At 60.8% G+C, this 25,048-nt stretch carries 23 protein-coding genes; 13 read left to right on the forward strand and 10 right to left on the reverse strand.

The annotated features are described in order from the left end of the window. The first annotated feature begins 77 nt into the window (after positions 1-77). The 8 genes from cobU to J2W17_RS02010 all read left to right on the forward strand — a co-directional run bounded on the left by cobU (position 78) and on the right by J2W17_RS02010 (position 5,541). The gene (cobU, locus tag J2W17_RS01975; RefSeq protein ID WP_307328369.1) at positions 78-599 is read left to right on the forward strand and encodes a bifunctional adenosylcobinamide kinase/adenosylcobinamide-phosphate guanylyltransferase; all 522 of its coding nucleotides are present in this window, start codon (positions 78-80) and stop codon (positions 597-599) included. Continuing rightward, on the forward strand, positions 596-1,651 hold the full coding sequence (gene cobT, locus J2W17_RS01980; RefSeq protein WP_307328372.1) for a nicotinate-nucleotide--dimethylbenzimidazole phosphoribosyltransferase: 1,056 nt from the start codon (positions 596-598) through the stop codon (positions 1,649-1,651). Before cobU ends, cobT begins: the two co-directional genes overlap by 4 nt. Next, positions 1,648-2,223, forward strand: coding sequence for an alpha-ribazole phosphatase family protein (gene cobC / locus J2W17_RS01985; protein ID WP_307328375.1), 576 nt, complete (start codon positions 1,648-1,650; stop codon positions 2,221-2,223). The genes cobT and cobC overlap by 4 nt, the downstream gene beginning before the upstream one ends. A gap of 2 nt (positions 2,224-2,225) precedes the next feature. Further along, positions 2,226-2,960 (forward strand): adenosylcobinamide-GDP ribazoletransferase, encoded by a 735-nt coding sequence (locus tag J2W17_RS01990; RefSeq protein ID WP_307328377.1) that lies wholly within the window; start codon positions 2,226-2,228, stop codon positions 2,958-2,960. Between the two features lie 189 nt (positions 2,961-3,149). Continuing rightward, a complete protein-coding gene (locus J2W17_RS01995) occupies positions 3,150-3,554 on the forward strand; it encodes a MarR family winged helix-turn-helix transcriptional regulator (RefSeq protein WP_307328380.1) in 405 nt (134 codons plus the stop codon). A 52-nt stretch (positions 3,555-3,606) separates the two neighbouring features. Then, on the forward strand, positions 3,607-4,815 hold the full coding sequence (locus J2W17_RS02000; protein ID WP_307328383.1) for an MFS transporter: 1,209 nt from the start codon (positions 3,607-3,609) through the stop codon (positions 4,813-4,815). Beyond that, complete coding sequence (locus J2W17_RS02005) at positions 4,812-4,934, forward strand: hypothetical protein (protein ID WP_307328387.1); 123 nt, start codon at positions 4,812-4,814, stop codon at positions 4,932-4,934. The genes J2W17_RS02000 and J2W17_RS02005 overlap by 4 nt, the downstream gene beginning before the upstream one ends. Before the next feature lie 55 nt (positions 4,935-4,989). Then, positions 4,990-5,541, forward strand: coding sequence for a glutathione peroxidase (locus J2W17_RS02010; protein WP_307328389.1), 552 nt, complete (start codon positions 4,990-4,992; stop codon positions 5,539-5,541). 208 nt (positions 5,542-5,749) lie between these two features. Here the strand turns inward: J2W17_RS02010 and J2W17_RS02015 are convergent, their stop codons facing one another. From J2W17_RS02015 to J2W17_RS02025, 3 genes are all read right to left on the reverse strand, one after another. Then, entirely contained in the window at positions 5,750-7,018 is a 1,269-nt protein-coding gene (locus tag J2W17_RS02015) for an OmpP1/FadL family transporter (RefSeq protein WP_307328392.1), read from the reverse strand. 145 nt (positions 7,019-7,163) lie between these two features. Continuing rightward, positions 7,164-7,649 carry a hypothetical protein gene (locus J2W17_RS02020; RefSeq protein WP_307328395.1) on the reverse strand — a complete coding sequence of 162 codons (486 nt, stop codon included), beginning with the start codon at positions 7,647-7,649 and terminating at the stop codon, positions 7,164-7,166. Between the two features lie 277 nt (positions 7,650-7,926). After that, positions 7,927-8,151, reverse strand: coding sequence for a hypothetical protein (locus tag J2W17_RS02025; RefSeq protein ID WP_007898912.1), 225 nt, complete (start codon positions 8,149-8,151; stop codon positions 7,927-7,929). Positions 8,152-9,148: 997 nt separating this feature from the next. Between J2W17_RS02025 and J2W17_RS02030 the strand changes: the two genes are divergently transcribed. Next, the gene (locus J2W17_RS02030) at positions 9,149-9,472 is read left to right on the forward strand and encodes a sel1 repeat family protein (protein WP_307328398.1); all 324 of its coding nucleotides are present in this window, start codon (positions 9,149-9,151) and stop codon (positions 9,470-9,472) included. Positions 9,473-9,647: 175 nt separating this feature from the next. Continuing rightward, positions 9,648-11,012, forward strand: coding sequence for a DNA recombination protein RmuC (rmuC, locus tag J2W17_RS02035; protein WP_307329451.1), 1,365 nt, complete (start codon positions 9,648-9,650; stop codon positions 11,010-11,012). A gap of 189 nt (positions 11,013-11,201) precedes the next feature. Here the strand turns inward: rmuC and J2W17_RS02040 are convergent, their stop codons facing one another. Together J2W17_RS02040 and J2W17_RS02045 are read right to left on the reverse strand one after the other, a co-directional pair. Then, complete coding sequence (locus J2W17_RS02040; RefSeq protein WP_307328401.1) at positions 11,202-14,672, reverse strand: hybrid sensor histidine kinase/response regulator; 3,471 nt, start codon at positions 14,670-14,672, stop codon at positions 11,202-11,204. A 192-nt stretch (positions 14,673-14,864) separates the two neighbouring features. Next, a complete protein-coding gene (locus J2W17_RS02045) occupies positions 14,865-15,404 on the reverse strand; it encodes a TetR/AcrR family transcriptional regulator (RefSeq protein WP_307328404.1) in 540 nt (179 codons plus the stop codon). Positions 15,405-15,494: 90 nt separating this feature from the next. Between J2W17_RS02045 and J2W17_RS02050 the strand changes: the two genes are divergently transcribed. Both J2W17_RS02050 and J2W17_RS02055 read left to right on the forward strand, forming a co-directional pair. Continuing rightward, the gene (locus J2W17_RS02050) at positions 15,495-16,703 is read left to right on the forward strand and encodes an MFS transporter (protein ID WP_307328408.1); all 1,209 of its coding nucleotides are present in this window, start codon (positions 15,495-15,497) and stop codon (positions 16,701-16,703) included. A 142-nt stretch (positions 16,704-16,845) separates the two neighbouring features. Further along, positions 16,846-18,720 (forward strand): MFS transporter, encoded by a 1,875-nt coding sequence (locus tag J2W17_RS02055; RefSeq protein ID WP_307328411.1) that lies wholly within the window; start codon positions 16,846-16,848, stop codon positions 18,718-18,720. 30 nt (positions 18,721-18,750) lie between these two features. Here the strand turns inward: J2W17_RS02055 and J2W17_RS02060 are convergent, their stop codons facing one another. The 5 genes from J2W17_RS02060 to J2W17_RS02080 form a co-directional block, all read right to left on the reverse strand. Continuing rightward, positions 18,751-19,677, reverse strand: a complete 927-nt coding sequence (locus tag J2W17_RS02060) for a GGDEF domain-containing protein (protein ID WP_307328415.1) — start codon at positions 19,675-19,677, stop codon at positions 18,751-18,753. A gap of 362 nt (positions 19,678-20,039) precedes the next feature. Then, positions 20,040-20,780 carry a YciK family oxidoreductase gene (locus tag J2W17_RS02065; RefSeq protein ID WP_154851280.1) on the reverse strand — a complete coding sequence of 247 codons (741 nt, stop codon included), beginning with the start codon at positions 20,778-20,780 and terminating at the stop codon, positions 20,040-20,042. Positions 20,781-20,935: 155 nt separating this feature from the next. Then, the gene (gene mupP, locus J2W17_RS02070; RefSeq protein WP_307328423.1) at positions 20,936-21,607 is read right to left on the reverse strand and encodes an N-acetylmuramic acid 6-phosphate phosphatase MupP; all 672 of its coding nucleotides are present in this window, start codon (positions 21,605-21,607) and stop codon (positions 20,936-20,938) included. Positions 21,608-21,611: 4 nt separating this feature from the next. Next, the gene (ubiG, locus tag J2W17_RS02075; protein WP_307328426.1) at positions 21,612-22,310 is read right to left on the reverse strand and encodes a bifunctional 2-polyprenyl-6-hydroxyphenol methylase/3-demethylubiquinol 3-O-methyltransferase UbiG; all 699 of its coding nucleotides are present in this window, start codon (positions 22,308-22,310) and stop codon (positions 21,612-21,614) included. A gap of 48 nt (positions 22,311-22,358) precedes the next feature. Then, the gene (locus J2W17_RS02080) at positions 22,359-23,693 is read right to left on the reverse strand and encodes a TRZ/ATZ family hydrolase (RefSeq protein ID WP_307328429.1); all 1,335 of its coding nucleotides are present in this window, start codon (positions 23,691-23,693) and stop codon (positions 22,359-22,361) included. Between the two features lie 108 nt (positions 23,694-23,801). Between J2W17_RS02080 and mtnA the strand changes: the two genes are divergently transcribed. Next, positions 23,802-24,878: an S-methyl-5-thioribose-1-phosphate isomerase gene (gene mtnA, locus J2W17_RS02085; protein WP_307328432.1), complete on the forward strand. Its 1,077-nt coding sequence runs from the start codon at positions 23,802-23,804 to the stop codon at positions 24,876-24,878. The last annotated feature ends 170 nt before the right edge of the window (positions 24,879-25,048 follow it).

Consider the following 25,048-nt stretch of genomic DNA (forward strand, 5'->3'; position numbering starts at 1 on the left):
CCGACGCGAAACCCTGTGGGAGCGGGCTTGCCCGCGATGAGGCCAGACGCCTCACCGAAGATTTTAAGGAATGAACCATGCTGCAACTGATCCTCGGCGGCGCCCGCTCCGGCAAAAGTCGCCTGGCTGAAAAGCTGGCAACCGACACCGGCCTCCAGGTGACCTACATCGCCACCAGCCAACCCCTGGACGGCGAAATGAACGACCGGGTCGCCCATCACCGCGCCCGTCGTCCGGCCGAATGGGCATTGATCGAAGAGCCCATTGAACTGGCCCGCGTGCTGCGCGATACCGCCAGCGCCGATCATTGCCTGCTGGTGGACTGCCTGACCCTGTGGCTGACCAACCTGCTGATGCTTGACGACGCCGAGCGTTTGACCGCCGAACGCGAAGCCATGCTCGACTGCCTGGCATCGCTGCCGGGCGAGATCATTTTTGTCAGCAACGAAACCGGAATGGGTGTCGTGCCACTGGGCGAATTGACTCGCCGCTATGTCGATGAAGCCGGCTGGCTGCATCAAGCCTTGGCCGAACGTTGTCAGCGCGTCGTCCTGACCGTCGCCGGCCTGCCCCTGACTTTGAAAGGAACTGCGTCATGACTCAAGCCTGGTGGCTGAACCCGTGCAAGCCGATCGACGCCCAAGTCGTCGAACAGGCTGAGGCACGTCAGCAGCAACTGACCAAACCTGCCGGCTCCCTCGGCCGTCTCGAATCGGTGGCGGTGCAATTGGCCGGGCTGCAGGGACGGGTAAAGCCGAGCCTGGATCAGCTGTGGATCGCGATATTCGCCGGTGACCATGGCGTGGTCGCCGAAGGGGTGTCGGCGTTCCCCCAGGCAGTCACCGGGCAGATGCTGCTCAACTTCGTCAACGGCGGTGCGGCGATCAGCGTGTTGGCACGGCAACTGGGGGCCTCCCTTGAAGTGGTCGATCTGGGCACCGTGACGCCGTCATTGAATCTCCCGGGGGTACGTCACCTCAGCCTCGGTCCGGGCACCGCCAATTTCGTGGACGGTCCGGCCATGACCCGGGCCCAAGGCGAACTCGCCTTGCAGGCCGGTCGCGACAGCGTGCGGCGCGCCCTCGCGGCGGGCGCGCAGTTGTTCATCGGCGGGGAAATGGGCATCGGCAACACCACGGCGGCCAGCGCCCTGGCCTGCGCCTTGCTCGATTGCCCGGTGCCGCATCTGGCCGGGCCCGGCACCGGACTCGATGCGGCGGGCGTCAGCCACAAGGCACAGGTCATCGAGCGCGCGTTGGCGTTGCACGACGCCCGGCGTGGCGGCGCGCTGCAAACCCTGTTCAACCTCGGCGGGTTTGAAATCGCGGCACTGGTCGGTGCGTATCTGGCGTGTGCCCAGGAAGGTGTCGCGGCGCTGGTGGACGGGTTCATTTGCAGCGTTGCCGCGTTGGTCGCGGTACGCCTGAACCCGCAGTGCCGCGAATGGCTGTTGTTTGGCCATCGCGGCGCCGAGCCGGGTCATCGCCATGTGTTGCAAGCCCTGACCGCCGAACCCCTGCTGGACCTGGGGTTGCGTCTGGGCGAGGGCAGTGGCGCCGCATTGGCGGTACCGTTGCTGCGTCTGGCCTGCGATCTTCACGGGCAGATGGCGACCTTCGCCGAAGCCGCGGTAGCGGATCGTCCGGCATGACCTTGCACCTTGATCTCTTGCGCCACGGCGAAACCGAACTCGGCGGTGGCCTGCGCGGCAGCCTCGACGATGCGCTGACCGAAAAAGGCTGGGCGCAGATGCGTGCGGCGGTGCTCAAGCGCGGGCCGTGGGATCGGTTGGTCAGTTCGCCATTGCAGCGTTGTTCACGGTTCGCCGAGGAGCTCGGCACGCAACTGGGTTTACCCGTGCACCTGGATAAAGATCTTCAGGAATTGCATTTCGGGACCTGGGAAGGGCAGAGCGCAGCAGCGTTGATGGAGACCGACGCCCAAGCGTTGGGACTGTTCTGGGCCGATCCCTATTCATTTACGCCGCCTGAAGGTGAGCGGGTCGAGGATTTTTCGACACGGGTGTTGGCAGCGCTCGGGCGTTTACATGCGAGCTGCGCGGGGCAGCGGATATTGCTGATCAGCCATGGCGGTGTGATGCGTTTGTTGCTGGCCCAGGCGCGGGGATTGCCCCGTGAACAGTTGCTCAACGTCGAGGTCGGCCATGGCGCCTTGTTTTCGCTGGCCGTCGGGTCCTGCGGCTTGTTAACGGAAGCGAGCTGAACATGTTGCCGTTCTGGATCGCCCTGCAATTCTTGAGCAGCCTGCCGATACGTCTGCCGGGCATGCCTACGCCACAGGAAATGGGCCGCTCCTTGCTGTTTTATCCACTGGTCGGGTTGCTGTTCGGCGTGCTGCTGTGGGCGCTGAACTGGCTCCTGCTGGGCACGCCGTTGATGCTGCACGCAGCGTTGTTGCTGACAGCGTGGGTGTTGCTCAGTGGCGGGTTGCATTTCGATGGCCTGGCCGATAGCGCCGACGCCTGGCTCGGCGGGTTTGGTGATCGCGAGCGCACGCTGACGATCATGAAAGACCCTCGTAGCGGGCCGATCGCAGTGGTGACGCTGGTGCTGGTGCTGCTGCTCAAATTTACCGCATTGCTGGCGTTGATCGAGCAGCAGCACAGCGTTGCCTTGATCATCGTTCCATTGATTGGCCGTGGCGCGATGTTGGGGTTGTTCCTGACCACGCCGTATGTGCGTCCCGGCGGTCTGGGGCAGGCGCTGGCCGATCATCTGCCGCGTCGGGCGGGGAACCAGGCATTGGCGGCCAGCGCGGTGGCCTGTGTGCTGGTTGCGGGGCTGAGCGGTGTGTGGGCGGTTGTGCTGGCAACGTTGCTGTTTGTCTGGTTGCGGCAGGTGATGCTGCGACGGCTGGGCGGGACGACGGGTGATACGGCGGGGGCGTTGCTGGAATTGCTGGAGGTTGTGGTGCTGACCGGACTGGCGTTGGTCAGATAAGGTTGTGGTGGATGTCCCGGCCTCTTCGCGAGCAAGCTCGCTCCCACAGTCGACCGGGTTGTTTGAATGAAATGCGATCCCCTGTGGGAGCGGGCTTGCTCGCGAAAGCGCTCTGCCAGACACCCAAAATTTCAGAGTGAACTTCATCTCCAACTTGATTTAATCCAACCGCGGGTATATACACGCACCATGCTCGACTCCCAATGTTTATGCATCAACCTGCGTCGCGCCGCCCGTGGCGTCAGCAGGCACTACGACGGCGCTCTCGATGGCTTCGGGATCAACGTTGCCCAGTATTCTTTGCTGTGCAATCTGCAGCGCCTGGATCAACCGAGTATTTCCACCCTGGCCGAGGCCATGGGGCTGGATCGCAGTACCTTGGGGCGCAATCTGCGGGTGCTGGAGGGCGACGGGCTGGTGATGCTGGTCGAGGGCGAGGACCTGCGCAATCGCATCGTCAAGCTCACCGAGGCCGGCGCCGAACGCCTGAAAGCGGCGTTGCCGGCCTGGGAAGCAGCGCAACAGCGCCTGGTGGATCGACTGGGCGCCGAAAAGCGCGAAACCTTGCTGAAGTTGTTGGACGAACTGGCGTGAAGCCGGTTTTTCCGCTTATAAGCGGGTATATGCCCGCAACTGGAGAACAAAAATGACATCGATGTGGCGTACGTGCGGATGGGTACTGTTGGGGAGTGCTCTGATTCTTGCGTTGTCCCTGGGGGTGCGCCATGGCTTCGGGCTGTTCCTGGCGCCGATGAGTGCCGAGTTTGGCTGGGGGCGTGAGACCTTTGCCTTCGCCATCGCCTTGCAGAACCTGATCTGGGGGCTGGCCCAGCCTTTTACCGGCGCGCTGGCCGACCGCTTCGGCGCGGCGAAAGTGGTGGCGATCGGGGGTGTCCTGTACGCCTTGGGCCTGGCGTTCATGGGCCTGTCCGACTCGGCCGCGACGTTGTCGCTCAGCGCCGGGCTGTTGATCGGTATCGGTCTGTCGGGCACCTCGTTTTCGGTAATCCTCGGCGTGGTGGGCCGGGCGGTGCCGCCGGAGAAACGCAGCATGGGCATGGGCATCGCCAGTGCCGCCGGTTCCTTCGGCCAGTTCGCCATGTTGCCCGGCACGCTGGGATTGATCGGCTGGCTGGGCTGGTCCGCGGCATTGCTGGTGCTGGGCCTGCTGGTGGCGCTGATCGTGCCGCTGGTGACGATGCTCAAGGACAAACCGCTGCCGGTCCTCGGGCATGAGCAAACCCTGTCCGAAGCGCTGCGCGAAGCCTGTGCCCATTCGGGCTTCTGGCTGCTGGCGTTCGGTTTTTTTGTCTGCGGCTTCCAGGTGGTGTTCATCGGCGTGCACTTGCCGGCCTATCTGGTGGACCAGCATCTTCCAGCCACCGTCGGCACCACGGTGCTGGCGCTGATCGGGCTGTTTAATATCTTTGGCACCTACACGGCGGGCTGGCTCGGCGGGCGGATGTCCAAGCCGCGCTTGCTCACCGGTCTGTACCTGCTAAGGGCGGTGGTGATCGGGTTGTTCCTGTGGGCGCCGGTGACCACGACCAGCGCCTATCTGTTTGGCATGGCGATGGGCTTCCTGTGGCTGTCGACCGTGCCCTTGACCAACGGCACGGTGGCGACCTTGTTCGGCGTACGAAATCTGTCCATGCTGGGCGGGATCGTGTTCCTGTTCCACCAGCTCGGATCGTTTCTCGGCGGCTGGTTGGGCGGGGTGGTGTATGACCGAACCGGGAGCTATGACTTGATCTGGCAGGTAGCGATTCTCTTGAGCCTGTTGGCCGCCGCCCTGAACTGGCCGGTGCGTGAGCGGCCCGTGGCGCGCCTGCAAACCCGGATGAGTGCGGTATGAACAGTCTCTGGCCACGGATTGCGCTGACGGCTGTCTGCACATTGCTGTTGGCCCTGGCGTGGTGGGGCTGGCATCAGGGCGGGTTGGCATTGATGCAGTTGGGCATGGGTGCTTGCTAGCAGGCCGTGAGGACGAGTAACGTCGTGACTGACGACTTCTCAAGGATGCACCGACATGCTGATGCGCTGGTTTGCAGTTCCCGCGTTAGTGGTAGCGTTTACCGGATTGGCTCAAGCGGCAGAGTGCCCCGATCTGTTGCAGGGTTCGTTACCCAAATTGCGCGCCAAGGAATCCATCGACCTGTGCCAGCGCTTCGCCGGCAAACCGCTGGTGGTGGTCAACACGGCGAGCTTCTGTGGCTTCGCCCCGCAGTTCAAAAGCCTTGAAGCGCTGAATCAGCGTTACAAGGCTCAAGGGCTGGAGGTGATTGGCGTTCCGTCCAACGACTTCAAGCAGGAGTCCAGGGATGGCGAAGAAACCGCAAAGGTCTGCTACGTGAACTATGGCGTAACCTTCACCATGACCGAGCCGCAGAAAGTCCGCGGTGACGATGCGACTCACCTGTTCAAGGTCTTGGCGAAACAGAGCAGCGCGCCGAAGTGGAATTTCTACAAGTACGTGGTCGATCGAAAGGGCAAGGTGATCGCCGATTTCTCCAGCCTGACCAAGCCCGACGATCCCGAATTCCTCGAAGCGGTGGAGAAAGCCCTGGCATCGCAACCCTGATCCCCCCTGTAGGAGCGAGCTTGCTCGCGAAAAACGTCAGGGCGCCGCGTTTATCCAGGCTGCCCTCGTCATCGTTAACGTCCATCGCGAGCAAGCTCGCTCCTACAGGGGGGGGGCGATCATCGTCCAATAAAAAGCCCCGCCTCTGTGCAAGAGCGCGGGGCTTTTTCAATTCAGGCGGCGAGGCGATCAGGTTCGCCGTGAATCATCAGAAGCGGTAGGTCGCACCGACACCAAAGCCGTTTGCCGAGTTTTCATACTTGGCGTCGTAAGCCTGGCGGCCGTTGTTGTCGTTGACCTTGACCGACTCTTCATGCAAGTACGAATACGCCACGTCGATGGTCAGGTCGTCCGTCGGGCTCCAGCCAGCACCGAGGCTGAAGATTGTGCGATCGCCAGTCGGGATGCGTGGGGAGCGGTTTTCGTTGTTGGTCGGCGCCTGGTCAACGGACAGACCGGTACGCAGTACCCATTGCTTGTTCAACTGGTAGGAGGCGCCAATAGCGTGAGCCCAGGTGTCGTGCCAGTTCTGTTCTTCGGTGATGGTCCCGAAACTGCCGTTCAGCGCAGCAGGAACGCCGCTGTTCTCGACGCTGATTTCTTTCAGGCGACTCCAGCGCGTCCAGGTGCTGCCAGCGTAGAGGGTCCACTGGTCGTCCAGCTTGTGGGTAACCGAGAAGTCGACAGATTCAGGCGTAGTGATGTCCAGCGAAGCGTCGAACTTCTGGTTCGGGTTCTGACCCAGGGCGCCGAGCAGGCCGTAGTTGACCTTGGTATCCCCCTCAATCTTGTACTTCACTTTCGAGTGGTAAGTCAGGCCGACGCTGGTGCTGTCGGTGGCTTGAACCAGGATGCCGACGTTGTAGCCCAGCGCGGTATCGTCACCCTTGATCTTGACTTCGCCGTCCGGTGCGAGCGGGTTCAGCGAGAGGTTCGACTCGAGTTTACCGTCAATGCGGTTGATGGTCGGACCGAAACCGATCGACACCTTGTCGTTGAAGGCATAGCTGACGGTTGGCTGCAGGGTCACGATCTTGACTTCGCTCTTGCTGCCGAAGTAACGGCCGGCGAAGCCGTTCTCGTAGTCGGTCACCAGGCCGAATGGAGCGTAGACGCCGAAACCGACAGCCCATCGGTCATCGATTGGCTTGACGTAATAGCCCATCGGCACGCCCATGAAAGGGACCATGTCACCTTTGTTGGTGCCGCCGTTCGGGCGGGAGCTGGCATCACTGATGTCAGTGTGCGCGTCGATGAACGCAACGCCACCGGTCACTTGTTCGCGCTTGAGGCGAGACATGCCGGCAGGGTTGCCAAAAACGGTGGATGCGTCGTCGGCAGAAGAAGATCGCCCGGCAAAACCTGTGCCCATGCCACTGATGCTTTGTTCGTTGAGGGCGAAGCCACTTGCGAAGATCTGGGTGGATGCCAAGGCAACGGCGAGGCTAAGGGTGGTTTTGAGCATTACTTTTTTCATTATTAGAACTCCTGGTGATCACCGGGGCGAAAATTACCAAGAATTTCGTTCGGGCGCTATAGGCTGTATCGCTTGATTTAGAGCGGTTTTGTAGGACAATCCGACCAGATTCGCGGCATGTTGCACGATCTTTCGAAAATGAGGGTCAGCAGGCAACCTGATTCAGCGGTGAAACACAGGTTTGCCAGGCGAAGGTAAAGTCACGCAGGCGTCCTTGGGGGTGAAAGGTCTGGCGCCAGATGCGCGCCATACCCATCAAGTCATCGGCGGCTTCGGGGAGGGGGGTATTCTGTTCTTCCACCAGTAGCCAGGCGATGGCAGTGGCGTAACGCAGGTTGACGGTCAATTCCAGGTGCGGACTACTGAGAAATGCATGCTGGCTGGCCAGTCCGCGAACCAGGCTGGCGCGTTCCGGGTCAAGTGCCAGGTAATGGTCCCAGAGAGCCCGGTGGCGAGGTTCGGCGATTCGATACAGGCCGTGTCCACGGCGGTCATGCAGGGCGGAACCCAGGGAGGACTGGCTGGCGGCAATACCCAGCAGCAGGGATTCGGCAGTTGCGCTATGGCGCCCGAGGTAGATCAATGTCGGACGGATCACATAACGGCACAGTTCGCTGGCAGCGATACCCATAACACCCTCGAAACGTGAAGTAGTCGGCGAGTCCTGAAAGGGGGCCTTGGCAGCAGTGGATCGACTCAGGCTCGCCGGAAGCGGAACAAGCCGCTTGAGTTGAAGTGTAGTGTCATATTCGCGCCGTAAAGGCCTGTTTTTAAAATATTTCTGGCTGCGAGTTATAACCCTTATATCCGTTGGTGCTTAGGCCGCAGCGGCGAATTGGGAAATATCGGGCAATAAAAAGCCCCGCTTTTTGAGCGAGGCTTTTGAGGTTTTCAGTCTTGCTGGCGTATCAGGCAACCAGTGCCTGACGGGTACGCTCGATCACGGCCTGCAGCGGTTCGGCGCTGGAGTATTGATCGGGGTACAAGCGTTCGCTGTGACGGGCGATGCCGTGTTCATTAACCAGGGTGAAGCTGAAACAGCCTTTGCGAGCAGCCATGATCAGGCAGTTCATTGGGGCAAAAGCGTTGGTCAAGGTGCGGATAGCATCCTGGGTGTGGATTTGAGTGGACATGGTCATTGGGTGTTCCTACAAGCGACACGGATAAGAGCCGTGCAAAATTAAAACGTTCCAGTGACGACGACCACCGTTGGTCGAACGAAGAACCCGACTGGAACAAAGCAGCCAGTTTGAAGCGCTGATAATTGGCGCGCTTGGGCTGGCAGGTAGGTACTTAGGAGGGCAGGCAACACATCAAGGGCAAAGGTTCTGGGCCCGGGGTGAAGATCCTGATCAATTTGCAGGTTGGTTCGGTCAGAGTAAGTGGCTTCGCAACACCCTTTGCTTTCGATTCAAAGGCTGTGTTGACGCAAGGTTTACCTGGAAACCATCGAGGTGGTCGATCCCGTTTATTCGGTAGAGGCTTCCTTTGGGAAGGCAAACCGGGGGGAGTTGTTCGACCAGAATTGACTTTCAGCTTGGTACTAACGCCGCGGATAGTATCGGATTGGTTTGGCAAAGGGAAGTGTCTTGGCAAAAAAGATGCCCGCCATTGGTTTTTTGCCTTGCGGCCCGGGCGTCATGGGACGCTCAAGACCGGCGACTTCCCGATGTAGTAGCACAGGTTCCGACAGTCGGTTGGGTACGCTCGTCGATTTCACACTGGTGTGGAGCATAGGTTTGCCACGCTTTATCCCCAAGGCAGACAAGAAAAAACTCCGAAAAAACCAACCGATATAACTGCCTGAAAGGTACTTGTGCACATGGGTTCCGCGGGTTGTCACCGCGCTGTCATCTCGCCTCCAGCCTTGGTGGCTGCCTGTAACTAAAATTTAAGTCAATGAAAAACATCGCTTTTTTTTACTGGTGAAAAAATCGTCAGTTTGACTGCGAGCCCCATTCCATAGGGCTTTGCGAGAGTTCAAGGGCGGTTGTCCACTGAGTTATCCACAGCTTCTGTGGATTGTCCCGAGCGCTTGCTCTAGGACGGGCGTGCCGGGTTTTTTTAAGCTTTACCTGTAAGAAAAAAAGAGTAGAGTGGCGCGCCTTCCGATCTGTCCCACAGTGCTTTATGAAGTTTCGCTCAGTATCAATCTCAGTACCTTCCACGCCCCCAAGTGTTACCCCGCCCAAGCGTTTTTCGATGCGAGTGGCCGAATGGTTGCTGGACAGCCCGCGTCTGGGTGAAAGCACCAACGTCAAACACTTCGCCGGACGCTTGCTCAAGCAACCGGCCCGTGAAGGTGTCGTCGCCGCGCAAAGTCGTCTTGGCCAACTGATGTGCCGCGAGTGCGGCAATGCCCGGGATCGTCGAATCGGTCAGGACCTGCTGCGCCAGGCTGCACGGGCAGGGGATCGACGCGCCCTGCAGGAACTGGGTCTGATCGAAGACTGAGCTGTCCAAGACCCGACGCCTTGGTTAACCTTCAAGTTTTATCAAATGGGCAGGAGTGGCTATGGCTATGGACGTGACCAGCGCATTGCTCGGTCTGGCGGGTGCTGCGTTGCCGTTGCTGGTACTGGCCTGGCAGCTTCAGCGCCGGGCGGGCGCGATGCAGTCAGAGGTGGCGCTGCTGGAAGAGCGTCTGACCACGGCACACCTGGCCCAGGATGGATTGAACGCCCAGCTCGAAGCCTGTCGCGATGAAATCGCCGATCTGAGTCAGGCCAACACCGCCCGGCAAGCAGACCTGGCCGCCGTGCGCCGTGAGGTCGAACTGCTGCAGATCGAGCGTGACGATGCGCGTGATGCCGCCCATGCCTGGACCCTTGAGCGCGCCGGTAAAGAAGCCGAATTGCGTCGTCTGGACGCCCAGACCGCTTCGCTCAACGCCGAGCTGCGTGAGCAGCAGGAGAGCCATCAGCAGCGTCTCAGTGACCTGCAAGGTTCTCGAGATGAGCTGCGCGCACAGTTTGCGGAACTGGCCGGCAAAATCTTCGACGAGCGCGAGCAGCGTTTTGCCGAAACCAGCCAGCAGCGTCTGGGGCAGTTGCTGGATCCTTTGAAGGAACGCATCCAGTCCTTCGAAAAACGCGTCGAGGAAAGTTATCAGGCCGAAGCCCGCGAGCGTTTCTCCCTGGCCAAGGAGCTGGAGCGGCTGCAACAACTGAACCTGCGCCTGAGTGACGAAGCCACCAACCTGACCCGGGCTCTGAAAGGGCAGAAGACCCAGGGCAACTGGGGCGAATTGATTCTTGAGCGGGTGCTGGAACATGCCGGCCTGGAGAAAGGGCGCGAATACCAGACCCAAGTCACTCTCAAGGGGCCGGACGGTGAGCGATTCCAGCCGGACGTGATCATTTATCTGCCCGGCGACAAGCAGGTGGTGGTCGACTCCAAAGTCAGTCTCACGGCCTATCAGCAATACGTGGCGGCCGAAGACGATGCCATCGGCCAGATCGCCATCAAGCAACACGTGCTGTCGCTGCGCAATCACGTCAAAGGCCTGTCCGGCAAGGACTACAAGCGGCTCGACGGTTTGCACAGCCTGGATTTCGTCTTGCTCTTCGTCCCGATCGAAGCGGCGTTTTCCGCCGCGTTGCAGGCTGAGCCGACGCTGTTCCAGGAGGCTTTCGACCGCAATATCGTGATCGTCAGCCCGACGACGCTGCTGGCGACGCTGCGGGTCATCGACAGCCTGTGGAAACAAGAGCGCCAGAGCCAGAACGCCAGGGAAATTGCCGAGCGAGCAGGGTGGCTGTACGACAAGTTCGTGTTGTTCATTCAGGATCTGGATGAAGTCGGCAATCGCTTGCAGCAACTGGACAAGGCCTATAGCTCCGCGCGCAACAAGCTGACCGAAGGGCGCGGCAACCTGGTCAGTCGCAGCGAGCAGCTCAAATTGCTGGGGGCGCGGGCGAGCAAGAGCCTGCCGGCAGATTTGCTGGAGCGGGCGATGACGGATGTGGATGGCTTGGCCGAGTTGCCGGAATAAAGATCGTCCGAACGCGGCCCAAGCCTGCGGCAGCACGCGATTGTAGGAGCCGGCTTGCTGGCGAAGGCGGAGTGTCAGACGACATTAATGCTAAATGTTATGGCCTCTTCGCTGGCAAGCCGGCTCCTACAGGGATGTGTCGACTGCATGATTGCCGGAGCGGCAGCCTCACTGCTTCCGACTATTGCACTACAACGGCAAATGCCGACTCAGCAACGCCCGCAACGCTGCTGGTTTCACCGGCTTGGCCAGGTAATCCAGCCCGGCCGCATGCACCTGCGCCACCATCTCGGGTCGCCCGTCGGCACTGATCACCACGCCCGGCACCGGTTCACCCAATCGGGTGCGCAACCAGGCCATCAGCTCGGTCCCGGTCTCGCCATGGTCCAGGTGGTAATCCACCAGCGCCAGTTGCGGACGCATTCCATCACTGAGCAGCGCCGCGCATTCATCGCGGTTGCGTGCGGTCCAGACCTGGCAACCCCAGCGTGTCAGCAAGCTGTTCATGCCGATCAGGATGCTGTCTTCGTTATCGATACACAGCACCTGCACGCCGTTCAGCGGTTTACCGTTGAGTTCGACGACCTTGGCTGGCATTGCGGTTTGCGCCCGGGCCAGCGGCACGCTGACGCTGAACACGCTGCCGCGGCCTGGCCAGGAGCGCACCTGCAAGGTGTGCCCCAACACGCGACACAAGCCGTCAGCAATCGCCAGGCCCAGCCCCAGGCCTTTCTCGGCGCGGGTCTGGTGGCTGTCGAGACGTTTGAATTCCTCGAAGATCACCTGCCGCTTATCTTCCGGAATGCCGGGCCCACGGTCCCAGACCTCCAGGCATAATTCGCCCTTGCGACGTCGAACCCCCAACAGCACCGGCCCTTTACCGTAGCGGAAAGCATTGGTGAGGAAATTCTGCAAGATCCGCCTCAACAGTTTACTGTCGCTGTCGACCCGCAACTTGCTGCCCCTGACCCGGAATTTCAGCCCCTGGTCTTGGGCCAGTGCCTGGAATTCGGCACTGAGGACATCGAACAGCTCATTGAGCACGAACGGCTTGGGATCCGAGTTGATCTTGCCGTTTTCCAGGCGGGATATGTCCAGCAAGTCGCTGATCAGGTCCTCGGCCGAGCGCAGCGAGGTGTCCAGGTGATGCACCAGTTTTTGCGCCTCGCTGGACAAACCGTCGTCCTGGTGAGTAAGGGCGGCGGAGAACAGCCGCGCCGCGTTCAGCGGTTGCATCAAGTCATGGCTGACCGCCGCCAGGAACCTGGTTTTCGATTGGTTGGCCGACTCGGCGGTGCCCTTGGCTTCGGTCAGGGCCACGTTGAGCTGCGACAATTCATGGGTGCGCTCGGTGACCCGTCGCTCCAGGCCTTCGTTGGCCTCGGTCAGCGCCTGTTCGGCCTCGCGGAACGCGGTGATGTCGGTGAAACTCATGACGAAACCGCCGCCGGGCATCGGGTTGCCGATCAACTCGATCACCCGGCCGTTGGGGAACAATCGTTCCGACGTATGGGCGCGGCCCTGGCGCATCCAGTGCAGGCGGCGGGCGACGTGCACTTCCGCTTCGCCTGGGCCGCACAGGCCGCGTTCGGCGTTGTAGCGAATGATGTCGGCAATCGGTCGCCCGACGCTGATCAGGCCATCCGGATAATTGAACAACTCCAGGTAGCGCCGGTTCCACGCCACCAGCCGGAGTGACTGGTCGACCACGCTGATGCCTTGGGTGATGTTCTCGATTGCACCTTGCAGCAGGGCGCGGTTGAATTGCAGCACCTCCGAGGCTTCGTCGGCGATCCGCACGACATCCTCGAGTTGCATTTCCCGACCTTCGATGGCCGCCTTCACCACTGCGCGAGTCGAGGAAGCGCCGAGCACACCGGCCAGCAGGCGCTCGGTGTGGGCGATCCATTCACCGTCGGCGTTCTGGTTCGGGTTGAAGCCTTTGCCCTGGCGGTAGGCAAAACGGATGAAACTCTGACGGGCGCGTTCTTCACCGACGAAGCGAGCCGCCAATTGCAGCAAATCGTTGATCTGTACCGCCAGCATGGAACGGGAACCGGGGCGGGCGCTGATTTCCTGGCCGATGAAGCGCCCGGCCTGCCAGTGTTCAGAAACCCGGGTGCGCGACAGCACTGACACCCAGGCAAACAGGGTGAAATTGCCCGCCAGGGACAGCACCACGCCTTGGGTCAGCGGGGTGATCGGCAGGTGCAGCGGGTTGCTGTGCAGCCAGGTCAGGCCCGGGAAACTGCTCAAGGACAACCCCAGGCTGTGGGCGGCAATCGGCAGGACCAGGGTGTAGAACCAGAGGAACGTACCGGTGGCTAGACCGGCGAATACGCCCCGACGGTTGGCCTGTTTCCAGTACAGCGCGCCGAGCATGGCCGGGGCCAGTTGGGTGACGGCGGCGAAGGCAATCTGGCCGATGGTTGCCAGGCTTGCGGTCGAGCCCAGCAGGCGATAGCTGACGTAGGCCAGCAGCAGAATCACCACGATAGTGACCCGGCGCACCGAAAGCATCCACTGGCGAAACACTTCGAACGGCCGCTCGGCGTTGTTGCGTCGCAGCAACCATGGCAGCAGCATGTCGTTGGAGACCATGGTCGACAACGCCACGCTGGCGACGATCACCATGCCGGTCGCCGCCGAGGCGCCGCCGATAAACGCCAGCAATGCCAGGGCCGGGTGAGACTGCGCCAGGGGCAGGCTGATGACGAAAGAATCCGGCAACACCGAGCTGGGCAGCAGCATCTGGCCGGCGAGAGCGATCGGGACGACAAACAACGCCGCCAGCGCCAGATAAGCCGGGAATACCCATTTGGCCACGCGTAGATCCTGGGGATCGATGTTTTCTACCACGGTTACATGGAACTGGCGGGGCAGGCAGATGATCGCCATCATCGCCACACCGGTCTGGACCACCATCGAGGGCCAATTGACGGTTTCCTTCCAGTATTCCTCCAGGCGTGGGGCGAGCATGGCTTGATCGAACAGGTCCTCGGGACCGTCGTAGAGACCGTAGGTCACGAAGGCGCCGACCGCGAGAAACGCGAAGAGCTTGACCAGGGATTCGAACGCGATCGCCAGTACCATGCCGCGGTGGTGTTCCGTGGCGTCGAGGTTGCGGGTACCGAAGACGATGGTAAACAGCGCCAGCACCAGCGACACCACCAGCGCCGTATCCTGGGCGCGAGTGCCCGTGGCGTCCGCCCCCGCGCCGATCAGCAGGTTCACCCCGAGCACGATGCCCTTGAGCTGCAACGCGATATAGGGCAGTACACCGACCAGGCAGATCAGCGCCACCACCACGGCCAGTGCCTGGGACTTGCCATAACGCGCGGCGATGAAGTCGGCAATCGAGGTGATGTTCTCCTGCTTGCTGATCATCACCATTTTCTGCAGGACCCACGGCGCGCAGACCAGCAGCAGGATCGGTCCGAGGTAGATCGGCAGGAATGACCAGAGTTGTTCGGCAGCCTGGCCCACGGCGCCGAAGAAGGTCCAGCTGGTGCAATAGACCGCCAGTGACAGGCTGTACACCCAGGCACGCACGCGCGGCGGCAATGGCGCACTGCGCCGGTCACCGTAGAAGGCGATGGCGAACAGGATGGCCATATAGGCCAGGGCGACGGTGGCGATCAGCCCGCTGGACAGCGACATGGTAACTCCGGAAAAGACACCCGGGACTCCCGCCCGGTGAGACAGTCTCGCACGAGCGCCAGCGTTAGTCAGTGTCGACCAAGGTCGTGGCGTGGTGGGGTGTCGCGGGGGTGGGAGTCAGTCAGCTTTTCAGTTGTCTGTGCGGGCCTCTTCGCGGCGGTGCGGCGATCCGACAAGCCCGCGATAGCGGCCTCACTGACTCAACGCAATCTCGATCAACCGATGCAACTCCCCAACCTCCAGCGGCGCCTCTGAAAACAGGATACGAAACACCGTAGGCGCCGCTACCAGGTTGATCAATCGATCGACGCTCGGCTTCGGCTGATCGGGGTACCGATCCAGAATCGCCTGCAACTGCCCGCCAATGATGGTTGCGCAATAAATCGGCAGCGTGCTGCTTTGCACGTCGCGCAGCATGTGACGACCGGGTTGCGAACTCATCTCGTCCAGATACTGTTCTGCCCAGGCCAACACGTCGCCGTGCAGACTACCGGTGTTGGCCGGCTCGTTATCCGGACGCATGCGGGCGAGGGCGACATCCGCCAGCAATGTCGGCAAGTCGCCCCAGCGCCGGTAAATGGTCGACGGTGTGACCCCCGCGCGAGCGGCGATTTGTGGGACGGTCACGGTAGAGCGCTCCTGCTCCTGGAGCAGGTCACGGACGGCCGAATGAATCGACTCCTGCACCCTGGCGCTACGGCCGCCGGGGCGTAAACCTTCTTTAATAGCCATGCATCGGACCTTAACACAAAGAATTTGCTTTAAGCGTTCGCCAGTAGCACACTCCGCAAAAGCAAAAAATTAGCTTTTGTGGAGTGTGCAATGCGCGATTCAATATCAAACAGTCCTGCTTCCAACCGTGCAAGCCTGTGGTTCCTGGCCATCACCTTACTCAGTTTTCTCGCCGCTTCCACTGCCCCGACACCCTTGTATCACTTGTACCAGGAGCTCCTGCAGTTCTCGGCAGCGACCCTGACCGTTATTTTCGGGGTCTACGCCATCAGTTTACTTGTGGCGCTGCTGACGGTTGGTTCGCTCTCGGATTACCTGGGCCGCAAGCCGGTCATTTTTACCGCCGTATTACTGAACATCCTGGCGATGTTGCTATTTATCAATGCCGACAGCGTGGCGTGGTTGATTGGTGCGCGGGTGCTTCAGGGATTTGCGACGGGGATGGCCACCGCCGTACTGAGCGCCGCATTGCTGGACACCGATCGTCACCAGGGAACGCTGGTCAACAGTGTCGCGCCATTGCTGGGCATGGCGGTCGGAGCCATGGGCTGTGGGTTGCTGGCCGAGTTTGCACCACTGCCGTTGCAATTGACCTACTGGGTGTTGCTGGCGCTGTTTGTGAGCCAAGGCGTGTACGTCTGGCACCTGCCTGAAACGGTCAGTCCACAAGCGGGTGCCTGGGGGGCGCTGCGTCCGACCCTGCATGTACCGATCCAGGTACGTTCCACCTTGTGGCGAGTGTTGCCGCTGAATATCGCGACCTGGGCGCTCGGCGGTTTTTATGCATCGCTGGCTCCTTCGTTGGTGCGCACGGCCACGGGCTCGGATTCGAACCTGATTGGCGGAGCGACGGTGGCGGTATTGACCCTGACCGGCGCGTTGATGATCTTTGTTCTGCGCAATCGGCCCGCCTCCAAGGCGTTGCTGTTGGGTGGCACGTTGTTGCCAGCAGGAGTCGCAATGGTTTTACTGGGTGTGCACGGTGCCAGCCTGTCCCTGTTTTTCCTCGGCACCCTGGTGGCCGGTTGCGGATTCGGCGCCGGGTTCCTGGGGGCCGTGCGCAGTCTGGTGCCGCTGGCGCTGCCCCATGAGCGGGCCGGTTTGATGTCGGCGTTTTATGTGCTGAGTTATCTGGCGTTCTGTTTGCCATCGATATTGGCGGGGAACCTGACGCGGACATTTGGCCTGGTGGCGACGGCTGATGGCTATGGCGCGATGTTGATTATGCTGTCTCTGGGGGCGTTAGTGGGCTTGATGCGTCAGCGCTCTGCCAGCGTCTGTAGCGTCAACGTCGAATGAATGTTTAATTTTTTTTTCTCGCCTTGTCCCACAGGATTAAGAAACAAGCGTCCAGGATTAGGTAATGTGTGGCCTGGATCGACGTTCGGCATTCCAATCAACGTATCCATGCCACTCTTTACCAAAATCAGGGACACGGAAGATGAGTCATCCCTCACAGTTCACCTTGCTGCGCACCCGGCGCTTCCTGCCGTTTTTCATCACACAGTCGCTGGGTGCTTTCAACGACAACATCTTCAAACAGTCGTTGATCCTCGCCATTCTGTACAAGCTGACGATCGAGGGTGACCGCTCGATCTGGGTCAACCTGTGTGCGCTGCTGTTCATCCTGCCGTTCTTTCTGTTCTCGGCGCTGGCCGGGCAGTTCGGCGAAAAATTCGCCAAGGATGCGCTGATCCGCCTGATCAAACTCGGGGAAATCGCCATCATGGCGGTCGGGGCGGTCGGTTTCATGTTCGATCACCTGTCGCTGATGCTGGTGGCGCTGTTTGCCATGGGCACCCACTCGGCGCTGTTCGGCCCGGTGAAATACTCGATCCTGCCCCAGGCCTTGCACGAAGAAGAGCTGGTGGGCGGTAACGGCCTGGTGGAGATGGGTACCTTCCTGGCGATCCTCGCCGGAACCATCGGCGCCGGGATCATGATGTCGTCCAGCCAATACGCGCCTATCGTCTCCACGGCGATCATTGGCATTGCGGTCATTGGTTACCTGGCCAGCCGCAGTATCCCGCGTGCCGCGGCCGCTTCGCCGCAGATGCGCCTGAACTGGAACATTTTCAGTCAATCCTGGGCAACCCTGAAGCTGGGCCTGGGCCAGACCCCGGCAGTGTCGCGATCGATAGTCGGCAACTCCTGGTTCTGGTTTGTCGGGGCGATTTATCTGACACAGATCCCGGCTTACGCCAAGGAGTGGATGCACGGCGATGAAACCGTGGTGACGCTGATTCTCACGGTGTTCTCGGTCGGGATCGCGCTGGGCTCGATGCTCTGCGAGAAATTGTCCGGGCGCAAAGTCGAAATCGGCCTGGTGCCGTTCGGCTCGTTCGGCCTGACGGTGTTCGGGTTACTGCTGTGGTGGCATTCCGGTGGAATTCCGGGCAGCGTCGACGGTCACGGCTGGGTCGAGATCCTTGGCTTTGGTCATGCCTGGCTGGTGTTGATGGACATTCTCGGCCTGGGAATCTTTGGCGGCTTCTATATTGTGCCGCTGTATGCGCTGATCCAGTCGCGCACCCCCGAGAACGAGCGGGCGCGGGTGATTGCAGCCAACAACATTCTCAACGCACTGTTCATGGTGATCTCGGCGATTGTCTCGATCGTGTTGCTGAGCTTGGCCAATCTGTCGATCCCGCAGCTGTTCCTGGTGGTGTCGCTGTTGAACATCGGGGTCAACGCCTACATCTTCAAGATTGTCCCCGAGTTCAGCATGCGCTTCATGATCTGGCTGCTCAGCCATTCCATGTATCGCGTGGAGCATCGCAATCTGCAACTGATTCCTGATGAAGGCGCGGCGTTGCTGGTCTGCAATCATGTGTCCTTCGTCGATGCGTTGCTGATCGGTGGTGCGGTGCGTCGGCCGATTCGCTTTGTGATGTATTACAAGATCTACAACCTGCCGGTGCTGAATTTCATCTTTCGCACGGCCGGGACCATTCCCATCGCGGGGCGTCAGGAAGACATCCAGATTTACGAAAAAGCCTTCACGCGCATTGCCCGGTATCTGAAGGACGGTGAGCTGGTGTGCATCTTCCCTGAAGGCAAACTGACCGCCGATGGCGAGATCAATGAATTCAAGGGCGGCCTGACGCGGATTCTCGAAGAGACGCCGGTGCCGGTGATTCCGTTGGCACTGCAGGGATTGTGGGGCAGTTTTTTCAGTCGCGATCCGGACAAAGGGGTGTTTCGTCGGTTGTGGTCGCGAGTAACCCTGGTTGCAGGCCCCGCGGTGACAGTAGAGGCGGCCGAACCGGCCAGGCTGCAAGGGCTGGTAGGCGAGTTGCGCGGCACTGTCCGTTAGCGCTATTGAGTGCGGGCCGCCTGGCGGCCTTCACCCCGCCATCGCCAATCGGTTGCGACCTGCGCGCTTGGCCACATACAGGGCGCTATCGGCCCGTCGCAGCAGGCTATCGGCGGACTCGCCGGGCAACAGGGTTGAACAGCCGAGGCTGACCGTCAGCTCGATCGATTTGCCATCCGCGGCATAATTCTGCTCCTGCGCCGCAAATCGCAACCGCTCGCCGATCATGGCGGCCGCCTCCCGGCCGGTGTTGGAAAGCAGAATCAGGAACTCTTCGCCACCAAAGCGGAACACCATGTCCACGTTGCGCAGCTGGTGCTTGATCGAGCTGGCAACCGCCTTCAGCACCGCATCGCCAGCGCTGTGCCCGTGAATGTCATTGACGTGTTTGAAGTGATCGATGTCCAGCATCAACAGCGACAAAGGTTGCAGGTGCTGGCGCGACATCTCGATCTCCCGCTGCAGGGTCTGATCCATGGCGGTGCGGTTGCCGGTGTCCGTGAGCGGATCACGCAAGGCGCTTTGGGTCGCGGCACGGTAGAGCAGGGTATTGCGCATCGGATACAACAAGGCGGACAGTATCGACTCGAGGTTGCCTTGTTCCTGGTCGCTGAATGCCTGCTTGCGGCGAAATACCAGGTGCCCAAGGTGCTCGCCCTCATGGTTGAGGCTGTAGCCGATCGAATGAGGGGCGCGTTCGCCGAACTCCAGGCGCAAGTCGCTGGCCTTGTGTTCGTAACTCAAGGCGTCCAGTGGGACCAGGCGCTGGATCTCGCGAAAAAACAGCCCGAGGATGCGTTGCGGCTCGAGGCTGGTTTGCAGCAGTTGGTTCAGTTGCTGGCGCATTTGCGCACAGCTGACCGACCTCTCTGGACGGGAGGGCCGCTGACCAAAGCCCAGGCGTTGCAATTTGGCGCGATCGAAGTCAATTGCGTTGGTCTGGGAAGGTGGTTTCATATGGCGTACGCCCCTGGGCAGTAAGACAGTCTTACAGGCTGGGTGAGAGCGGCTTAGGGCTGCGCGTCATACTGGTCCATCAGTCCCGTAGGACATCTCCTACGAGTCTAATCCGCTTTCCTGAAGATAAAGTAACTATCGACGTCCCGTCTGCTTTCACACCGCGTGTCTGAGCAGGTTTAGAGCGAAAGCCATGCCAGAATGTTCCACTGAATTATAACGTTATAATTCAGTGGCTTGAGAGGTGTGCGGGGAGGGAGTGGCGAGCAATGCCGGTTGTTTGACTTGCAAAACGGTGCAGTGGAAGGGTATTTCAGGCGCCGCGACAAGATGCTGTCGCGGGACAAAAGCGACGCACGGCGTTATTGAGCGTTGAAAGCCTGGCCGTTGATGCCGGTGCTGTCCGGCCCCATCAGATACAGATAGACCGGCATGATCTCCTCCGGCGTCGGATTGTTCAGCGGGTTTTCCCCGGGATAGGCCTGGGCGCGCATGCTGGTGCGGGTGGCGCCGGGGTTGATGCTGTTGGCGCGCACCGGTGCCACGGTATCGACTTCATCGGCCAGGGTTTGCATCAAGCCTTCGGTGGCAAATTTCGAGACCCCGTACGCTCCCCAATACGCACGCCCCTTGCGGCCGACGCTGCTGGAAGTGAACACCACCGAGGCGTCCTGAGACAGTTTGAGCAGCGGCAGCAGTGTACTGGTCAGCATGAACATCGCGTTGACGTTGACGTGCATGACGCGCATGAAGTTTTCACCCGACAGCTGCTCGATCGGCGTACGCGGACCGATGATCGACGCGTTGTGCAACAGGCCGTCGAGGTGGCCGAATTCGGTTTCGATCATCGCCGCCAGCTCATCGTATTGATGGGGCAGGGCGGTTTCCAGGTTGAACGGGATCACCACCGGCTGTGGGTGACCGGCGGCTTCAATGTCATCATAGACCTGAGTCAGGTTGGCCTCGGTCTTGCCCAGCAGCAGCACGGTAGCGCCGTGGGCGGCGTAGGTTTTCGCGGCGGCAGCGCCGATGCCACGACCGGCACCGGTGACCAGGATGACCCGGTCCTTGAGCAGTTCGGGGCGGGCGGAATAATCAAACATAAAAAACCTCAACATAAATTCTTTAGGTGAAGCGCTAACCTGTGGGAGCGAGCCTGCTCGCGATGGTCGTGAACGATAACGCGACAAAACTGATACCCCGTGGCGTTCTCAGGTTTTTCGCGAGCAGGCTCGCTCCTACAAAAAAGCGGGCTGGTTCAGCAGCCGCAAAGCGCGCTATCAAGCACCTTGCGCAACTCCAGCGGATGATCGACCACCACATCCGCCCCCCAGTGCCGCGGGTTATCGTCCGGATGGATGTAGCCAAAGGTCACCGCAGCGGTTCGGGTGCCAGCGTCGCGACCGGATTCGATATCGCGCAGGTCATCCCCCACGAACAATACGCTTGCCGGGTCCAGGTCGAGCATCTTGCAGGCGAGAATCAGCGGTTCCGGGTCTGGTTTGCTGTTCTTCACATGGTCCGGACAAATCAGCAGCGCCGAGCGCTCGGCCAGCCCCAGCCGCCGCATGATCGGCTCGGCGAACCGCAGCGGCTTGTTGGTGACCACGCCCCAGACCAACCTGGCTTTCTCGATATCGGCCAGCAATTCGCCCATGCCGTCGAACAATTTGCTGTGAACGGCGCAACCCACTAGATAACGCTCGAGGAACTCCAGGCGCAGCTCCTCAAATCCCGGCGATTCCGGGTCCATGGAAAAGGTCACGGCGACCATCGCCTTGGCGCCGCCGGAGATTTCGTCGCGAATGTGTTTGTCGTTGATCGGCGGCAAGCCGCGGTCGGAGCGCATCGCCTGACAGATGGCAATGAAGTCCGGCGCGGTGTCGAGCAGGGTGCCGTCCATGTCGAAAAGAACTGCTCTGATACGCATCGGCTTACTCCTCGCGCAGGGTCTGGATCATGTAGTTGACGTCCACGTCGGACGCGAGCTTGTAGTGTTTGGTCAGCGGGTTGTAGGTCAGGCCGATGATGTCCTTGACGGTCAGCCCGGCCATGCGGCTCCAGGCACCCAGCTCGGAAGGGCGGATGAATTTCTTGAAGTCGTGGGTGCCGCGCGGCAGCAGCTTCATGATGTATTCGGCGCCGACGATGGCGAACAGGTACGCCTTCGGGTTGCGGTTGATGGTGGAGAAAAACACCTGGCCACCGGGCTTGACCATGCGGAAGCAGGCGCGGATCACCGAGGAAGGGTCCGGCACGTGCTCGAGCATTTCCAGGCAGGTGACCACATCGAACTGCTCGGGCATCTCTTCGGCCAGGGCTTCGGCGGTGATCTGCCGGTACTCGACACTCACGCCCGACTCCAGCTGATGCAATTGCGCGACCGCCAGTGGCGCTTCGCCCATGTCGATACCCGTCACGGTCGCGCCGCGCTGGGCCATGGCTTCGCTGAGAATGCCGCCGCCGCAACCGACGTCGAGGACTTTCTTGCCAGCCAGGTGAACCCGTTCGTCAATCCAGTTGACCCGCAGCGGGTTGATATCGTGCAGCGGTTTGAACTCGCTTTCGCGATCCCACCAGCGATGGGCCAGGGCTTCGAATTTGGCGATTTCGGCGTAGTCGACGTTGCTCATGCTTAAGTCCTCTGAAACTTGAAAAATCCTGTTGCCCCGACCGGGGGCTTACGATTCGGTACGGCCGCTGATGCGCTGGCCCCAGGCCTTGGCCGTGGCGCAGAGCCGGTCTTCATCCAGGCGGGTCAGGCGGCGGTCGTCGAGCAATTGCTTGCCGGCGACCCAAAGGTGTTTCACGCAGTCCCGGCCAGTGGCGTATATAAGCTGCGAAACCGGGTCGTAGACCGGTTGCTGTGCCAGGCCCGAGAGATCGAATGCCACCATGTCCGCGGCTTTGCCGACTTCCAGCGAGCCGACCTCGGCTTCGATCCCCAGCGCGCGGGCGCCGTTGAGGGTGGCCATGCGTAGCGCGCGATGGGCGTCCAGGGCGGTGGCGGAGCCGGCAACGGCCTTGGCCAGCAATGCCGCGGTGCGGGTTTCGCCGAGCAGGTCCAGGTCATTATTGCTCGCCGCGCCATCGGTGCCGATGGCGACATTGACGCCGGCCTGCCACAAACGCTCCACCGGGCAGAAGCCGCTGGCCAGCTTCAGGTTCGATTCCGGGCAATGGATCACGCTGGTATTGCTTTCTACCAGCAACACCAGGTCTTCATCGCTGATTTGCGTCATGTGAACCGCCTGGAAGCGTGGCCCCAGAAGGCCCAGGCGGCCAAGGCGGGCCAATGGGCGTTCGCCGCACTGCTCGACCGATTGCTGCACTTCGAAGGCGGTTTCGTGGACATGCATGTGAATCGAGGCGTCCAGTTCTTCGGCGATCACCCGGATTTTCTCCAGGTTTTCGTCGCCCACGGTGTAGGGTGCATGGGGGCCAAAGGTGATTTTGATACGCTCGTGGTGCTTGAGATCGTTGAACAGTTCGACGCCCTGACGAATGGCATCGTCCGCCGTGCTGGCGCCCGGGATCGGAAAGTCGAGGATCGGTATGGCGATTTGCCCGCGAATGCCGCTGTCATGGATGCATTCGCTGGCAACCTTGGGGAAGAAATACATGTCGGAGAAGCACGTGATGCCGCCTTTGATCTGCTCGGCGATCGCCAGGTCTGTGCCGTCGCGAACAAAGGTTTCGTCTACCCATTTGGCTTCGGCCGGCCAAATGTGGTTTTCCAGCCAGGCCATCAGCGGCAGGTCGTCCGCCAGGCCGCGGAACAGTGTCATCGCGGCATGCCCGTGAGCGTTGATCAGGCCAGGGCAGAGCAGCATGTCCGGCAGTTCGCGGATTTCTCTGGCATCAAGCTTCAGTGCCGCGGCACGCGGGCTGATAAAGACGATGCGTCCGTCGCGGATGCCGAGAGCGTGCTCCTTGAGGACAACGCCAGCAGGTTCGACGGGTACCAGCCAGGTGGGCAGTAATAGCAGGTCGAGCGCAACGGCAGTGTTCGGCATCGAGGATGGGTTCCAGTGCTTTTATAAAGGATGGCGAAGTATACCCGAGCGTGTTCGCGGGGGGATCGCTATAATCGGCGGCTTTTGTTTCTGAGTGCGGGGTGGGGAATGCGCGATCGACTGTTGGCTGCGGAGAAGGTGAAGGCCATCGATTGGCGTGATGGCGCCCTGTATCTGCTGGATCAACGTATTTTGCCATTCGAGGAAACGTGGATCGGCTATACCAGCGCTGCGGGAGTGGCCGAGGCCATTCGCTCGATGGTCGTGCGTGGCGCGCCGGCCATCGGCATCAGTGCCGCTTATGGTGTGGTGCTGGCGGCGCGTGCCCGGTTTGCCGAAGGCGGCGACTGGAGGACGGCGCTGGAAGAGGATTTCGCAGTGCTCGCCGATGCACGTCCGACCGCGGTCAATCTGTTCTGGGCCCTGGGCCGCATGCGCGAACGGCTTGGTCGTCTCAAGCATCACGCCGATCCGCTGGCGGTCCTGGAAGCCGAGGCCCTTGCCATTCATGAAAGCGATCGCGAAGCCAACCTGACCATGGCTCAACTGGGGGTGGACCTGATTCGCAAGCACCAGGGCAATGCCCAGGCGTTCCTGACCCATTGCAACACCGGCGCGCTGGCGACCGGCGGCTTCGGCACCGCGCTGGGGGTGATTCGCGGGGCGTTCCTTGAAGGCATGGTCGAGCGGGTGTACGCCGACGAAACCCGGCCCTGGCTGCAAGGTTCGCGCCTGACCGCGTGGGAACTGGCCAACGAGGGGATTCCGGTCACGCTCAATGCCGACTCGGCCGCGGCCCATATCATGAAGACCAAGGGCATCACCTGGGTGATCGTCGGGGCCGACCGTATCAGCGCCAATGGTGACGTGGCGAATAAAATCGGCACCTACCAATTGGCGGTGAATGCCATGCACCATGGCGTGCGCTTCATGGTCGTGGCGCCGAGCTCGACCATCGACATGAACCTGGCCAGCGGCGACGATATTCCGATCGAAGAGCGCGACGGTCGCGAGTTGCTGGAAGTCGGCGGTATGCGGCTCGGCGCCGATGTCGCCGCGTTCAACCCGGTGTTCGACGTGACCCCGGCCGACCTGATCGATGTGATCGTCACGGAAAAGGGCATTGTCGAGCGGCCGGATACGGCGAAAATGACGCAGTTGATGTGTCGCAAGCGGTTGCATTAAAGGTATTTGGCGCCTGTCAAATCGCCTTCGCGAGCAGGCTCGCTCCCACACTGGATCGCTGTTGTGCCGGCTATTGTGCAAGCACCCCGTTCAACTGTGGGAGCGAGCCTGCTCGCGAAGAGGCCCTGAAAGTCAACAAACAAGCCTCATTCAAGCCTGAAATCTGCAAT

It is taken from the genome of Pseudomonas lini, from assembly GCF_030812475.1.
GTDB classification, from domain to species: Bacteria; Pseudomonadota; Gammaproteobacteria; order Pseudomonadales; family Pseudomonadaceae; genus Aquipseudomonas; species Aquipseudomonas lini_A.

Bases quoted from the DNA above. Each gene is read 5' to 3' on its own strand.
- cobU (WP_307328369.1), top strand. From the start codon at position 78: ATGCTGCAACTGATCCTCGGCGGCGCCCGCTCCGGCAAAAGTCGCCTG.
- cobT (WP_307328372.1), top strand. From the start codon at position 596: ATGACTCAAGCCTGGTGGCTGAACCCGTGCAAGCCGATCGACGCCCAA.
- cobC (WP_307328375.1), top strand. From the start codon at position 1,648: ATGACCTTGCACCTTGATCTCTTGCGCCACGGCGAAACCGAACTCGGC.
- J2W17_RS01990 (WP_307328377.1), top strand. From the start codon at position 2,226: ATGTTGCCGTTCTGGATCGCCCTGCAATTCTTGAGCAGCCTGCCGATA.
- J2W17_RS01995 (WP_307328380.1), top strand. From the start codon at position 3,150: ATGCTCGACTCCCAATGTTTATGCATCAACCTGCGTCGCGCCGCCCGT.
- J2W17_RS02000 (WP_307328383.1), top strand. From the start codon at position 3,607: ATGACATCGATGTGGCGTACGTGCGGATGGGTACTGTTGGGGAGTGCT.
- J2W17_RS02005 (WP_307328387.1), top strand. From the start codon at position 4,812: ATGAACAGTCTCTGGCCACGGATTGCGCTGACGGCTGTCTGCACATTG.
- J2W17_RS02010 (WP_307328389.1), top strand. From the start codon at position 4,990: ATGCTGATGCGCTGGTTTGCAGTTCCCGCGTTAGTGGTAGCGTTTACC.
- J2W17_RS02015 (WP_307328392.1), bottom strand. From the start codon at position 7,018: ATGAAAAAAGTAATGCTCAAAACCACCCTTAGCCTCGCCGTTGCCTTG.
- J2W17_RS02020 (WP_307328395.1), bottom strand. From the start codon at position 7,649: ATGGGTATCGCTGCCAGCGAACTGTGCCGTTATGTGATCCGTCCGACA.
- J2W17_RS02025 (WP_007898912.1), bottom strand. From the start codon at position 8,151: ATGTCCACTCAAATCCACACCCAGGATGCTATCCGCACCTTGACCAAC.
- J2W17_RS02030 (WP_307328398.1), top strand. From the start codon at position 9,149: ATGAAGTTTCGCTCAGTATCAATCTCAGTACCTTCCACGCCCCCAAGT.
- J2W17_RS02040 (WP_307328401.1), bottom strand. From the start codon at position 14,672: ATGTCGCTGTCCAGCGGGCTGATCGCCACCGTCGCCCTGGCCTATATG.
- J2W17_RS02045 (WP_307328404.1), bottom strand. From the start codon at position 15,404: ATGGCTATTAAAGAAGGTTTACGCCCCGGCGGCCGTAGCGCCAGGGTG.
- J2W17_RS02050 (WP_307328408.1), top strand. From the start codon at position 15,495: ATGCGCGATTCAATATCAAACAGTCCTGCTTCCAACCGTGCAAGCCTG.
- J2W17_RS02055 (WP_307328411.1), top strand. From the start codon at position 16,846: ATGAGTCATCCCTCACAGTTCACCTTGCTGCGCACCCGGCGCTTCCTG.
- J2W17_RS02060 (WP_307328415.1), bottom strand. From the start codon at position 19,677: ATGAAACCACCTTCCCAGACCAACGCAATTGACTTCGATCGCGCCAAA.
- J2W17_RS02065 (WP_154851280.1), bottom strand. From the start codon at position 20,780: ATGTTTGATTATTCCGCCCGCCCCGAACTGCTCAAGGACCGGGTCATC.
- mupP (WP_307328423.1), bottom strand. From the start codon at position 21,607: ATGCGTATCAGAGCAGTTCTTTTCGACATGGACGGCACCCTGCTCGAC.
- ubiG (WP_307328426.1), bottom strand. From the start codon at position 22,310: ATGAGCAACGTCGACTACGCCGAAATCGCCAAATTCGAAGCCCTGGCC.
- J2W17_RS02080 (WP_307328429.1), bottom strand. From the start codon at position 23,693: ATGCCGAACACTGCCGTTGCGCTCGACCTGCTATTACTGCCCACCTGG.
- mtnA (WP_307328432.1), top strand. From the start codon at position 23,802: ATGCGCGATCGACTGTTGGCTGCGGAGAAGGTGAAGGCCATCGATTGG.